Origin of the sequence: Pseudoalteromonas sp. Angola-4, from assembly GCF_028599265.1 — a bacterium.
Classification (GTDB): Bacteria; Pseudomonadota; Gammaproteobacteria; order Enterobacterales; family Alteromonadaceae; genus Pseudoalteromonas; species Pseudoalteromonas atlantica.
This window is the reverse complement of sequence record NZ_JAQREK010000019.1, coordinates 18471-32557: the sequence shown is the minus strand read 5'-3', so window position 1 is coordinate 32557 and position 14087 is coordinate 18471. Positions and strand designations below refer to the sequence as shown.

The following is a 14087-nucleotide window of genomic DNA, read 5'->3' as shown; positions in this document are numbered from 1 at the left end:
TGCTTACTTAGCCATCATCGCACGTGCTGTATCTAGCATGCGATTGGCAAAACCCCATTCGTTATCACACCAAACAAGTAACTTTATCAGGCGTTTGTGACTAACACGTGTCTGCGTGCCATCAATAATACAAGAATGTGGGTCGTGATTAAAATCAACCGATACCAATGGCTCTTCGGTGTAACTTAAAATACCTTCTAAGCGGTCTTTTGCTTGGGCTTTAAGTGCCGTATTTACCGCCTTTAAATCTACATCGGCATTTACTGTAACACTTAAATCCATTGCCGTTACGTTAATTGTCGGCACGCGAACCGCAATGGCTTCAAAGCGCCCTTCAAATTTGGGTAAAATGCGGTCTATTCCTCGTGCTAATTTTGTATCAACTGGAATAATAGACTGACTCGCAGCGCGGGTACGGCGTAAATCATGATGGTACGCATCAATCACTTGTTGATCGTTCATCGACGCGTGAATAGTGGTAATAGCGCCCGATTCAATGCCAAACGCATCATCTAGCACTTTAATAACAGGCACTACACAGTTTGTAGTACACGAGCCGTTAGATACAATAGTGTGCTCGCGTTTGAGCTCATCGTCGTTAATGCCATACACAATGGTGGCATCTACATCGTTATCAGCTGGGTGCGAAAACAACACCTTTTTAGCACCCGCGGTAATGTGTAATTGTGCATGCTCGCGCGAGTGATAAACACCGGTACATTCAAGCACTACATCTACATCAAGGGTTTGCCAAGGCAATTCTACTGGGTTTTCTTCACAAAATAGTGCAATGGTATCGCCTGCAACACTAATGGTGTCTTCACCAAGTTTTACAGGAAAAGAAAAACGACCGTGGGACGTGTCGTATTTTAATAAATGAGCAATAGCTTCAGGGTCAGCAAGTTCGTTAATCGCAACAACTTTTATCTCGTTGCTCAAACCTGACTCGTACAACGCGCGGACAATATTTCGACCAATACGACCAAAACCATTAATTGCAAGTTTGATTGCCATGAAATATAAAATCCACTCTCTTTACGTGCAGACAAAGGCATCGATGCCTTTTAGATGGCTGTATTGTAATCGACCTTGAACATTATTATAAGAGGGAGCGATTAGAAACTTTAAATTAACCCAAAAGTAGCTAATTTACTTGGCTACTTTTGGGCATAAAGCGAGCTTGCATGAGTGCTTACTGTAGTGCTTTTAAAGCATTAATTATATCTTGTGGCTCTGAGCGGGTGCGGTAATCAACATCGACATAGCGCCACGTCACTTTACCTTCGCTATCTAAAACAAACGTGGCAGGGATAGGTAAAATACTGCCGTTGCCGTTATTAAGCGACTCTAAATCAAGGCCGCGGTCTTCGCGCATATGCTCTAATAAAAATGCAGGTACTTGCCACGCTACGCCATAGCTTGCTGCTATATCTGCATTTTGGTCACTCAGCACAACAAAATCCATATTACGTATGTCGTTTTCGCTCATTGAGCCATCGGGCGCTTGTGGGCTAATAGCCACCAGCTGTGCGCCTAATGCGTGAATTTCAGGTAGGCGTGACTGCAATGCTTTTAGCTGTAAATTACAATAAGGGCACCAACTACCACGATAAAAAGTTATAACCACAGGCCCTTTTGCAAGTAGCTCATCTAATAAAACTTGCTCACCGTGCTGGTTCGGCAGTTCAAAGCGTGGGGCATTTTGATCTAAATTAAGTGCATTTGCCCCTTCTTGAAACGCTTTTGCCTGAGCAATGGTTTCATCAACGCCTTTCATAAAATCAGGATTACCTTTTCGCCCTGCTGCTATTTTTGCTTCGGTTTGTGCTTTTAATGTGTTGCTTTCATCGCTCATAGTATTGCTACCTTCAAATTAATCAAAAACATAAAACTAGCTTACAGTACGAACATGTATTTGAAATGAAATTATTAATTTAATCAGTTATCTCTAAATCAAACACCACGTTTATGGATGATTTAAAGCTTATTGTTGCCTGTAAATCGTTACTAAGTATTTGAGGAAAAGAGTTATTATCATACTGCGCCCTGTGCATCTTGGTTATAGCTGTACTAAAACCACTGTCATAGTTGTTTTTAGTTGAGCGAATAGTGCGTACTTCACCTACTTTTGCATTGAATGAATCAGCAAGTAAATCCGCTTTTATTTTTGCATCTTCAATTGCTAACTGTGTGGCTTGCGCTTGTAATTGCTCAAATTTTGAAGATAAAAACGCAATATTTTGAATCGCATTTACTTCTTGGTTCAATAAAAAATCGGTTAAATCGCTCACACGCTCAATACTGTTTAGCGTTACTTCAAACGTTCTTATCGCTGCGTATTCGCTAAGTGCCTGATGCCCTGTTTCAATATAATCCATTCCTGTTTTTTCAATTTTAACGTTTGAGGCAACTACGTCATCGGCGCTTATTTCAAATTGATTGAGCCCATCTATTAATAACTTCACTTTATTCTCAAGCGCGTTATTGGCGGCATTCGGCTCATTTTTAACACTATTCACCTTAAATAGTATTTTAGCCATGTCAGGCTCAACTAATACCTCAGCAGTGCCTTGCACTGAGATATGACGATTGGCAGGTAAGCTTGAATTAGCAAAAGCGATGAGTGGCAAAAAGAGTAGAGCAATAGCGGTAATGAGTTTCACGTCGTTCCTTAAAGTAATTAGTTAAATAATGATTACGTAACCGTACCTATAATCATACAGTTGAAAATAAAAGTAAACTGCGCTTTATTGTAAGCAGAGTTTACCTCATGCGGCATAAAGCCGCGCCTACAGCCAACCTAGGTTAACTCACCCACTTTTAGCTCTTTACCACGGTTTATTTGGTAGCACTGGGCTAGTAGTAATTCGGCGGTGGCCTGTGCGTCTGTAAGTGCGTTATGGCAATGATAGCTTGGTAACTCATAACGTTTGCGACACGCACTTAGGGTTAAATCATCTTGTTTTATTTCTGCACCTTGGCAAATAAGGCGCTTTTTTTCTATGTGGAGGGTGTCGAGTATCAACTTAGGTTGTGCACTTATATTAGCGTTTTTAAGGGCTGCTTTTAAAAACCCCCAATCCAGTATGGCGTTATGAAAAACCAAAATATGGTCACTAAAATCACGGCTTAGCTGCGTTAATATAGTGTGCAGGCTTTGTCCTTTAGCAACGGTGTCTTCCACAATGCCGTGAAAAACAGGGCTTTGGTCTAAGCGTTTAACGTTTTTATTAATTAAATGCTGAGACTCACTCATTTTTATACATTGGTTATCTATTTTTACCCAGGCTACTGAGACAATTTCATGCTGGTTTACATCAAGCCCAGTAAGCTCTAAATCAATCACTAAATAGCGTTGCGTTAACGCATTTTGACTTAATAAATTACGCCTTTTTATATACTTACTGAGCCATTTTTTTACCACAGCGCTTACCTCTTATTACAAACTGCCACGGGCAAATTTAAACGCCGCGGCTTGCTGCGCTTGTTTTACTAAATAAAAAGCCTCTTTAAGCTGATGACGCTCTAATGAACTTAATTTATCGGGGTTTATGCAGTTACTTGGCAAACCTTCTTCGTTTATTTGCGTACTAAAACGCAACTGAGTTAAAAATCGCCAGCAATCTTTTAAATTATAAATATCGTCTTTATTTAGCAGTGAATGCTTAAGTAAAGCATCTAAGCGCTCTTGGGTATTGGCGCGTTTTATGCCTGCTTTTAACGCATATAAACGCACTATGTCGTTAATGATCACCACACCACGTTTTTTTAAATCAATGTATTTATGATTATTATCATTTTTTTGCGTTTTAAGTTTATTAAACAAGCCAATAGGCACTGAGCTGGCTCTTATATCGGTTGCCATAGCAGCATAAAATAACTCATCGCGCGATATTCTGTTTAACTGCTCACAAAAGCCGCTGTATAGGGCATTGGAGCCTTCTATAAAGCGCAAATCAAAAAATATTTTGCAGTTAAGCATGGCGCTAGGCGTTGGGCTTTTTATCCATTTAAAAAAGCGCTCGCACCACTGGCTTACACTCATTCTGCACTCATCGCTGCTGGCCATAATATTCCCTGGGCAACGCCTAATGCCACATTCTACTAACTGCTCACATACAAACTCCCCCATGTGTTTAAAGTAAGCTTGGTGTTGCTCGCTTAAATCATCTGGGAGTAATAAGCCGTTGTCTTGATCTGAATGTAGGGTTTGCTCTTCGCGTGCTTGCGAGCCAAAACATATAAAGCAAAAACTGGTGGGGGCTGCGCCATTTTCTTCTTGAAATAAATGAATAAGACGCGAAGTAAGTGCATCGGTTAAGCCGCTGAGCAATTTACCAATTAGCGATATGTCTTCTATGTTGTACGAAAAACTACGCAGTAACTCAGGGATTTCGCCCGCATAACGTTTTAAATCGGCAATGCTGTGAGCTTTATAAATACGGCCAATAAGCTGCACAGGGTCACTTTTTTGCTGGCGCAGTAAATCGGTACTGGTAAGCATACCCAAAGGCTTATGGTTTTCATCAAGTACAGGTAAATGATGAATATTGTATTTAAGCATTAAATGCAAAGCAGAAAACACCCGATTGTTTTCAAATATAAATTTAGGCTTTGCACTCATTATGCTGCTAACCGCATCTTGCGGGTCTACCTCGTCGGCCAGTACACGGTTACGTAAGTCGCGGTCGGTCACTACGCCAACTAAAATGGCGTGTTCGGTGATCATAATTGACGATACGCCGTGTTTTTTCATTTTTTTAGCGGTTTGCCTAATACTGGCATCGGGGGCTAAGGTTATGGCGGTGCGGGTCATCAGCTCAGATATTCTACGCTCAGACCAGCTATCGTTTTTACTTTTATAATGTGATGAAAGTAAACGATTGGCGTGCGCGCGTACAAAATATTGCTCAAACGGTTTGTATTGATGACGTAAAAAGTCAAAATGCGTTTGCGCAAGCATATACACTATGCCCTCTTTTTGTACCTGTAACCTATTTTGAATCGCCTCTCCTGTTAACAAAGAAGGATAGCCAAAGTAATCCCCCTGCGCTAAACGCTTTACTACATCACCTTTTGCATCCACTAGGTCGTATAAACCAGAGCGAATTAAAAAAAGCTTTGGGGTTTGCGTTTGCAGCCACTGCGCTTGGTTTTCTCGGGTTAAATAAACACTATCAATATGGCTTACAAAATACTCACACGCACTGTCGTGTAGCATGCTAAATGGCGCCTGCATACACACAAACTGGGCAACTTCCTGCTGCTCTACACTCATTGCTGTACTCTTAAAAAGTATACACAAAACCTAATGTACTCATTATTTGAACAAATAAAAAGCCCGACTAAAGTCGGGCTTTTGGTGCTTTATTTTTAAGTAGGCTTAGCGCATTAATGTGCGTGTGCTTCACCTGACCCTTTAGGATTACGAATACCTTCCACCATTTGTTGTATTTCAAGCGGTGTCGATTTTGTTAATTTAAGTACGGTTGCAGCAACCACAAAGTTAATTATCATTCCCACTAAGCCAATGCCTTCGGGTGAAATACCTAAGAACCAATTTTCTGGGCTATTAAGCTCAGGGCTTACAAATTTAAAGAAGATAATATACGCAGCGGTAAAGCCTATACCGGTCACCATGCCAGCAATTGCGCCTTCTTTATTCATTGTTTTAGAGAATATCCCCATAATAATTGCTGGGAAGAAACTCGCCGCCGCTAAACCAAAGGCAAAGGCGACCACCGATGCAACAAACCCAGGCGGGTTAATCCCAAAGTAAGCCGATATAACAATGGCAATCATCGCAGCTAAGCGAGCAGCTAGTAGCTCTTGTTTATCGCTTATGTCGGGTTTGAGGGTTCGTTTAAGTAAATCGTGCGACACTGAGGTTGAAATAACCAGCAATAACCCCGCCGTGGTTGAAAGCGCAGCAGCAATACCACCGGCCGCAACTAATGCGATTACCCATGCTGGTAAATCAGCAATTTCAGGGTTAGCCAGTACCATAATATCGCGGTCTACTTTTACTTCGTTTGCGCTTGTTGGGTCTTCTACCTTGCCGGCGGTGTAAAACATTTTGCCGTCGCCGTTTTTATCATTAAAGGTAATTAAACCCGTGCGTTCCCAGTTTTTGATCCACGCTGGTGCTTGAGCGTACTCTGTACCGCTACCATCTTTACCGTTAATAGTGTCAATCATGTTTACGCGTGCAAACGAGGCAACCGCCGGTGCAGTAGTGTAAACAATGGCAATAAATACCAGTGTCCACGCTGCTGAAATACGGGTATCTTTAACGCGAGGTACAGTGAAAAAGCGAACAATTACATGCGGTAAACCTGCAGTACCCACCATTAACGCGCCGGTAATAGCAAATACGTCAATCATGCTTTTAGAGCCTTCGGTGTATTGTGCAAAGCCCAGCTCTGCGCTTAACCCGTCTAGCTTATCAAGTACATACATGCCTGAACCATCACTCAATGTGGCACCAAAGCCGGTTTGCGGGAAAAAATGGCCTGTCATCATCATTGAAATAAAGATAGCGGGCACAAGGTAGGCAAACACAAGTACACAATACTGCGCTACTTGCGTGTAGGTAATGCCTTTCATGCCGCCAAGTACCGCATAAAAGAATACAATCACCATTCCAATGTAAACACCGGTTTCAATTTCTACTTCTAAAAAGCGCGAAAATACCACGCCTACGCCACGCATTTGCCCAGCAATGTAAGTAAAACAAATAAAGATGGCACACAAAATAGCAACAACACGTGCTGTTTGTGAGTAGTAACGGTCGCCTATAAAGTCAGGTACAGTGAATTTGCCAAATTTACGTAAGTAAGGCGCTAAACACATAGCGAGTAATACATAGCCGCCAGTCCACCCCATTAAGTAAACACCGCCATCGTAACCTGCAAACGAAATAATACCCGCCATTGAAATAAACGACGCTGCGCTCATCCAATCGGCTGCGGTTGCCATACCATTGGCAAGCGGAGGTACGCCGCCCCCTGCCACGTAAAACTCATTTGTAGAGCCTGCACGCGCCCAAATTGCAATGCCGATATAAAGCGCAAAACTTAAACCAACAATTATAAATGTGAGTGTTTGAACATCCATTACCTAGCTCCTATTCGTCTACGCCGTATTTTTTATCTAACGTGTTCATTTTGAAAACGTAAACAAAAATCAAAGCTACAAAGGTGTAAATAGCGCCCTGTTGTGAAAACCAGAAGCCAAGTTTAAACCCAAAAAAACGTACTTCATTCAGTACATCTACCAGTAATATGCCAAAGCCAAATGAGACCACAAACCACACTGCTAGTAACTTAAACAGTAGTGAAATGTTTTCTGCCCAATAAGCTTTTGCTTGTTCTTCATCTTTAAAAGCCATTTTTATTTTCCCCTTTAAGCATTGCATAATTGCAATGAGTGGTTTTTTTATAGTCGGTTATTAATTTAGCAACGCGGCGTGAAGAGTGAAGTGAGACCATAGTCGTAACAGCCTGTTAACGTTTACGTAAACTGCAAATGCAATTGTATTTAAAAATACAATTACACATAATTTTCAGTAGGTTAGCTTTTACCAAAGGGCGCTAACGGCAAAATTTAAGTGGCTTTGTGTAAAAATGCGACATTAGTCTAATAAATCATCAACAATATAAATAATCATTTAAAATCAACACAATAAAAACAACGTTAATATTTTGCATAAAATTGTGCACGCACACTTAAAGTTATCTCTGTTATTGTGTGTGGGTATAAATAATAAGGTTTAATAACAACATGACTGCTGTACTGATTTTTGTAGCATTAGGCTACATTGGGGTGCTGTTTTGGCTTGCTAATTGGGGCGATAAAACAACACCACTTGCTAAACGGATTAGCCATCATCCTTTTGTGTATTCGTTATCGTTAGGGATTTATTGTACCTCGTGGACGTACTATGGTTCGGTTGGTACCGCTGCCACCAGTAGTTGGAGCTATTTACCCATTTTATTGGGGCCTTCATTGTTGTTCTTTTTTGGCCAAGGCTTTTTACGCAAACTGGTATTAGTAAGTAAAAAACAAAACATTACCACCATTGCCGATTTTATTTCTGCCCGCTACGGTAAACGTCAAACCAGTGCAATACTGGTCACTGTTATTGCCCTACTTGCTACCATTCCCTATATTGCGCTGCAGTTAAAAGCACTCAGTACTAGCTTTTTGCTTTTGCAAAACAGCAATCAAATATCTGGCGAAATGCTTACCCTCACCGCCACGTTAATTATGGCGCTGTTTGCAATATTTTTTGGTACCCGTAAGGTAGATGTTACCGAATACCGCTCTGGGCTTATGCTAGCAGTCGCCTTTGAGTCAATGATAAAGCTGATTGCGCTTATTGCCGTCGCTGGCTTAGCCTTGTACACCTTATTTAATTTACCCACCCTTAGCGGCGACAAAGTCACAGAGTCGATTTGGCAACACTGGGGCAACTTTAACTTTTTTAGTTTTAACTTTATTGGCCAGTCACTTATGGCTGCCGCGGCCATAATTTGTTTACCACGACAATTTCATGTCACCGTGGTAGATAACCAAGACAAACGCCATTTATTTACTGCTCGCTGGGCTTTTCCGCTGTATTTATTACTCACCGCCGCGATGATAATTCCTATTGCTACTGCCGCAATTCACCCAAGTATTGGTAGCAGTTTTTCACCCGACAGCTTTGTATTAGCGCTACCGCTTATTCACGACCAAGCTTTTTTAAGTACCTTTGTATTTATTGGCGGGCTTTCTGCAGCCACCGCCATGATAGTGGTGGCCACACTTACGCTTAGCACCATGATCTCTAACGATGTAGTGCTGCCGCTTCTGCTACGCCGTAAGTTTAAGCGCAACTTAATTACCAGCAGTTATAAATCGCAAATTTTATTAGTTAGGCGTTTTACCATAGCCGGCATACTTATATTGGCTTATTTTTATCAGCAATGGTTTGGCCATGGTAGTGCGCTGGCTAGTATGGGGCTGGTGGCATTTTCGTTAGTAACGCAGCTGCTCCCGGCTATTGTGGGCGGGCTTTACTGGCGTAAAGGCCATGCTTATGGTGTATATGCGGGGCTATTAGCGGGTTTTATTTGTTGGGTATTATTTTTAATGATGCCAATTTTAGATGCCGGTAGCGCGCTTGATAGCGAGCTTCAGCAAACTCTTATTACACGCGGCACTCTGATTGCCTTATTTGCTAACATTGGTTGTTATATTAGTTTTTCGTTAGGGGCAGAAGAGCGCTTGATAGATAAAATTCAGGCGGCTGCATTTGTTAACCCTAAAGATCAGGCTATTTTATCGCGCCGCTTAAACAAAAATGTTAAAGCCACGGTTTATGACTTTAAAATACTGCTGCAAACCTTTTTAGGTATTCAGCGTAGCCAACAAGTACTGGCGCACTTTTCACTTTCGCACCAGCTAAGTGACAATAATGCCCACCCCGAGCCCGAATTTATAGCCTACTGCGAGCGTGCGTTAACTGGGGTGTTAGGGGCGTCTTCGGCGCAGGCGCTAATACGTACGGTTTCATCGGGTAAACGTATGGCCTTTGAAGAGGTGGTTAACTTTTTTGACGAAACCACACAAGCACTGCAGTTTAACCAAAACTTGCTGTATACCTCGCTCGAAAATTTAAGCCATGGTATTTCGGTGGTCGATAAAGATTTAAAACTAGTGGCATGGAATAAGCGCTACAGCCAAATGTTTGGCTACCCCGACGGCTTTTTAGAAGTGGGGCAACCCATTGAAGATATAATAAGGTACAACGCAGTACGCGGTGAATGTGGCCCAGGCGAAATAGAGCGCCAAGTAGAAAAACGCGTTCAGCATTTAAAAAATGGTAGCTCGCATCATTTTATTCGTCACCGCCGTAATGGCCAAGTGTACGAAATGATAGGTAACCCCCTACCCGATGGCGGCTTTGTAACGAGTTTTTCAGACATTACAAACCATATAAGTACGCAAAATGCGCTTGAAGAAATTAACATGGATCTTGAAAACCGCATTGAAGCGCGAACCCAAGAAGTGCAAACCATTAATAAAGATTTACAAGCACAAATAGATAGCCGAGTAAAAACAGAGCAAGCACTTACTTTAGCCAAGCGCGAAGCAGAGCAAGCCAACGACAGTAAAACGCGATTTTTAGCACTGGCAAGCCACGATATTTTACAGCCCCTTAACGCGGCGCGTTTATACCTTGCAGCCATTGATGAAAAGCAGCTTGATACAACTAACCAAAATAGCTTTAATAAGCTTGGCCACAGTTTAGACTCAACCGTGCATTTAATGTCGGCCTTACTAGAAATTGCCAAGTTAGAGCAAGGCGCAATGACCCCTACCCCACGCCACTTTTGTATAAACGATATACTTATGCCACTGCAAAGCGAGTACGCTATTTTATCAAGCGATAAAGGCTTAAAACTAACCGTGCGTTCAAACGCACAAATTGTGCATAGCGATATTACCTACTTGCGCCGAATTATACAAAACTTGGTGTCTAATGCGGTTAAATACACCGAAACAGGGCGAGTATTAATAGCGTGCAGAAACCGTAAACATAATTTACGTATAGAAGTATGGGACACCGGCCCAGGTATTAGCCAAATAGAACAAGCTAAAATATTTAACGACTTTTACCGTATAGAAGCCGGTGATAACAAAGGCGTTGGTTTAGGGCTTGGCGTTGTAAAACGTATGGCCGATTTACTTAGCTTAGAGCTTGATGTGCACTCTGAGCCCGGTAAAGGCAGCCGCTTTAGTATTGAAGTACCCTATGGCGATGCGCAGTTTGTACAACAAAAGGCAACTGCCAGCAGTTTAGTAGAAAACCGCGCCGCGATTAACATAGTCGCGGTAGACGATGACCCCGAAAACCTAGCAGCAATGGCCAGTTTACTTAAAAAGTGGCAAGCCAATTACACCTTGTTTGACGATGTAAATAAAGTACTCGCGCACGCTAAACAGCACGCAGCGCCCGATGTGATTTTAATGGATTACCAATTAGGTAATGATTGCGATGGTATTTCGCTTATAAAAACACTGCGTGATACATGGCAAAGCGAAGTGCCCGCCATACTTATAACCGCCGTACGCGACACCGAGCTTAAACAAGAAACCAAAGCGGCTAATATTCATTATTTAAGTAAGCCTATTAAGCCAGGTAAGCTTAAAGCCTTACTTAATCACAGTACGTAATAGCCAATTGGCAGCAAAAAATAAGCCCAGTATTAGCTGGGCTTATTTATGTGCTTAACCAAGGCGTTGGAACCCTTAATTATTAGGCTGGTTTGGCTTGGCTTCGTAGTTTTTGAAATAACCAACTAAGCCCCACTAACGACAAGCCTAAGCCAATAAACGACAGCGCTTTTAAAAGTCCCGTTAAATTAGCCATGTCCACTAAGAATACTTTTAAAATAACGGCTGCCAATAATCCTAACCCTATTTTTTGGATTAATAGCTGATTTTTTAAATGCCCTAACACCACAGTAATAGCCCCTAACACAAGCCAAATAACCGAGTAGCTATAAAGCTCTGCGTTGCTTGCACCTGTTGATAAGTAAATATAAGGGCCTTGCCAGTATTGGCGTATAAAGCCATTAATTGCCAATACACTCAATACACCCGCTACTGTGAGTATAGATGGCGCAGCTTTTGTATACAGCGGCTTAATTAACGTATAAAGCCAAAGCACGAGACCCGCAGGCACTAACCAAAGCAAAAATAGCCAATTAAATACAAAATATTCGCCAATATAAATAGAGCTTAAAAATGGGTTGGCGTTTAGTAAGATGCTCAGTGCAGTAACACCCGCAGCACCTGCTAATGCCATGCCTGCCACTTGGTATAATTTAGCTAAGCTACCGGCAATACGAGCACGGTGTAAATATACACAACCCAGCGCAAGCCAATTACAGGTGAGTAAAGCTTGTTCGTAAAAGCTCAAAGAATCAAACTGCGGATAGTGCCCTACCAGTTGATAGCTGGTTTCGGTGGTAATAAATAACGCCAAGCAATGCAGCGCTGCGCCTTCAAGCCAAACTTTTAAATGCGATGCGTTAAAGCATTTGGCTGCAGTATAAAATAACACCACACACAAAGGATAAACTACTAAGCTCCAGTGTACACCCAATACACTAAGCGCCTCGTAACTTGGGGTCCACGGTGACAGTGTAAGGCGAAGTAGTAATGCAGCCACCAGCGCTTTAATTGGCCAATGTGGTATAGGCACCCGATAGCGGTTTATTAACACGCTAATAAGTAAAACTTGAATAGCCAGTGCAATGGTTAGACCGCTGTCATTTAATAACATAGTGATAGCAAGCGTGATGTTGGCATTTGCCCCCACCCAATATGTAAAGCGCTGAAAAAGCGTTGCGCCACCTATTGCGCACTTAATTAAAATGGCGCTACTTGTAAGTAGTATCACTGCCCACAATGGATAGGCTGTGGCCAACGCATGGTTTGGGATTATAGCGTATAAGGTGGCAATCATTATAAATACGCTAAACGAGGCAGTAATATGAAAAGCCAATCGTTTAGGCTGCCACTTTATACCAAAATAAAGCCCATATACGCTGAGCGCTAACCCTAAAAATATAGCGCCACCATATTGGTGCCTAAATATAAATAGCGAGTCAGAATAATCAGCATAATAAGAAGGCGTGCTTAATAGCCAGAGTACAGCTATTAACATCGCCACCCCTTGCCATAAATCCCAGCGGCTATTTTTAAGCACTAAAAACAGCAATGTTAATATGCTTAACGCATTTATTATTTGCCACTGTAAGTAGTTATTACTATCAAAAAGCATAGCCAGTAACAAAGGGACAATACAGGCAAGCATTAAAGGGTTACTAGGGAGTGCGCTTATTAGGCGCTTTAAACTATGTGGGCGAGTTTCAACCACCGCAAGTTTTAACCCCAAGCGTGGCACGGCAATTAAACCAATAATACTTAATAGCCCATACGTGCCCATAAGCCAAATGGTGCTGCTGTTAGCTAAAGTAAAGCCAACAACATACCAGCTCAAATGCCCCGCCCAAAGTAAATACCACAGCCATGCACGCTGTACTTTATGCGCGACCAGCGCAGCAGATAAGCTCACAAACCCAATGTACATATAAAGCGCAAATAAATTATTGCTGCCGGTATTAATCAGCACGGGGACACAATAAGCACCAATAATACCTAGTACGGCTAATACTGGGCCAAGCATTATTGCCATAGCGCTCGCACTTATGGCAATAACCCCAAGGACAACAAATGCTGTTAAAGGGCTGATCATGTTATAGCTGCTATACGCTAATAAGGTCAGTGCAAAGCACGTAATAAAACCCCCGCTGGCAAGCGCTGCAGGTATATAGTTATTAAACCCTTCAAATACACTATTTTTGTAATGCATATAAGCTGCGGCTGCAATTAAGCCACCACCAAATAAACCGCCTAGAGTTAATCGCATTGCAGGAGAGAGCAACCCGGCTTCTAAACTGTACTTTGCTAAAAATATACCGCCTAGCGCCAATGCGATTGCGCCTATCCAGGTCATCCAGTTTTGTTCAAAGTCGCTACGCAGTTTTTCAAAAAAAGAAGTGAAAAGTGTGGGTTTGAGGTTTTTACTGCCTTGCTTATGTTTACTGGCAGAAGCATTACCGGGAGTCTTTATTGCTGAAGCTGGCGTTTTTACCTGCCCACGAGGCTGACTTGGCTGATTGGATTGATTAGGACTAACTTGATTAAAAGTCGCTTCATTGCTATTTGCTTGGGCCGTGTCCGCATGTTCAGCTGTGGAGCAATTGGTGCTTTTATCGGCGTTTTCACCGTGGCTTTGTGCGTTGTTAGCTAATTCTAAACTAAGTACTTTTGCTTTTAATTGGGCAATTTCTTGCTTTAAATTACTAAGTTGTGCAATTGCGACAATACCGCAAATAGCACCGGCCATTATAGCAAATGCAAATAAACCCACTATTCCTAAAAACTCATCCATGGCACGCTCTTTTTATTTATTATGTTATGAGTGTACCTAAAATTTTTAAAAGTTATAGCACTCTGCTTATATATGG

Annotated in this window: 9 protein-coding genes; 1 reads left to right on the top strand and 8 read right to left on the bottom strand. The window is 41.9% G+C overall.

The genetic code is table 11. The features are described 5' to 3' along the window. Positions 1-3: 3 nt before the first annotated feature. The 7 genes from epd to PSH48_RS17605 form a co-directional block, all read right to left on the bottom strand. Entirely contained in the window at positions 4-1014 is a 1011-nt protein-coding gene (gene epd / locus PSH48_RS17635) for an erythrose-4-phosphate dehydrogenase (RefSeq protein ID WP_273611984.1), read from the bottom strand. Between the two features lie 178 nt (positions 1015-1192). After that, the gene (locus PSH48_RS17630; protein ID WP_055252797.1) at positions 1193-1855 is read right to left on the bottom strand and encodes a peroxiredoxin-like family protein; all 663 of its coding nucleotides are present in this window, start codon (positions 1853-1855) and stop codon (positions 1193-1195) included. A 79-nt stretch (positions 1856-1934) separates the two neighbouring features. After that, complete coding sequence (locus PSH48_RS17625) at positions 1935-2663, bottom strand: SIMPL domain-containing protein (RefSeq protein ID WP_273611983.1); 729 nt, start codon at positions 2661-2663, stop codon at positions 1935-1937. A gap of 137 nt (positions 2664-2800) precedes the next feature. After that, entirely contained in the window at positions 2801-3424 is a 624-nt protein-coding gene (locus PSH48_RS17620) for a 3'-5' exonuclease (RefSeq protein ID WP_273611982.1), read from the bottom strand. A 15-nt stretch (positions 3425-3439) separates the two neighbouring features. Then, the gene (locus tag PSH48_RS17615) at positions 3440-5278 is read right to left on the bottom strand and encodes a DUF294 nucleotidyltransferase-like domain-containing protein (RefSeq protein WP_004586076.1); all 1839 of its coding nucleotides are present in this window, start codon (positions 5276-5278) and stop codon (positions 3440-3442) included. Positions 5279-5391: 113 nt separating this feature from the next. Then, on the bottom strand, positions 5392-7116 hold the full coding sequence (locus tag PSH48_RS17610) for a sodium:solute symporter family protein (protein ID WP_004586075.1): 1725 nt from the start codon (positions 7114-7116) through the stop codon (positions 5392-5394). Positions 7117-7126: 10 nt separating this feature from the next. Beyond that, on the bottom strand, positions 7127-7390 hold the full coding sequence (locus tag PSH48_RS17605; protein ID WP_004586074.1) for a DUF4212 domain-containing protein: 264 nt from the start codon (positions 7388-7390) through the stop codon (positions 7127-7129). Positions 7391-7782: 392 nt separating this feature from the next. Between PSH48_RS17605 and PSH48_RS17600 the strand changes: the two genes are divergently transcribed. Continuing rightward, positions 7783-11223, top strand: a complete 3441-nt coding sequence (locus PSH48_RS17600) for a PAS domain-containing hybrid sensor histidine kinase/response regulator (RefSeq protein WP_248530587.1) — start codon at positions 7783-7785, stop codon at positions 11221-11223. A gap of 82 nt (positions 11224-11305) precedes the next feature. On the opposite strand, the gene PSH48_RS17595 is transcribed toward PSH48_RS17600, so the two are convergent. Further along, on the bottom strand, positions 11306-14011 hold the full coding sequence (locus tag PSH48_RS17595; protein ID WP_273611981.1) for a DUF2339 domain-containing protein: 2706 nt from the start codon (positions 14009-14011) through the stop codon (positions 11306-11308). Positions 14012-14087: the final 76 nt, after the last annotated feature.

Coding starts and splice junctions, on each gene's coding strand:
- PSH48_RS17615 (WP_004586076.1), bottom strand. CDS start 5,278: ATGAGTGTAGAGCAGCAGGAAGTTGCCCAGTTTGTGTGTATGCAGGCG.
- PSH48_RS17605 (WP_004586074.1), bottom strand. CDS start 7,390: ATGGCTTTTAAAGATGAAGAACAAGCAAAAGCTTATTGGGCAGAAAAC.
- epd (WP_273611984.1), bottom strand. CDS start 1,014: ATGGCAATCAAACTTGCAATTAATGGTTTTGGTCGTATTGGTCGAAAT.
- PSH48_RS17630 (WP_055252797.1), bottom strand. CDS start 1,855: ATGAGCGATGAAAGCAACACATTAAAAGCACAAACCGAAGCAAAAATA.
- PSH48_RS17600 (WP_248530587.1), top strand. CDS start 7,783: ATGACTGCTGTACTGATTTTTGTAGCATTAGGCTACATTGGGGTGCTG.
- PSH48_RS17610 (WP_004586075.1), bottom strand. CDS start 7,116: ATGGATGTTCAAACACTCACATTTATAATTGTTGGTTTAAGTTTTGCG.
- PSH48_RS17595 (WP_273611981.1), bottom strand. CDS start 14,011: ATGGATGAGTTTTTAGGAATAGTGGGTTTATTTGCATTTGCTATAATG.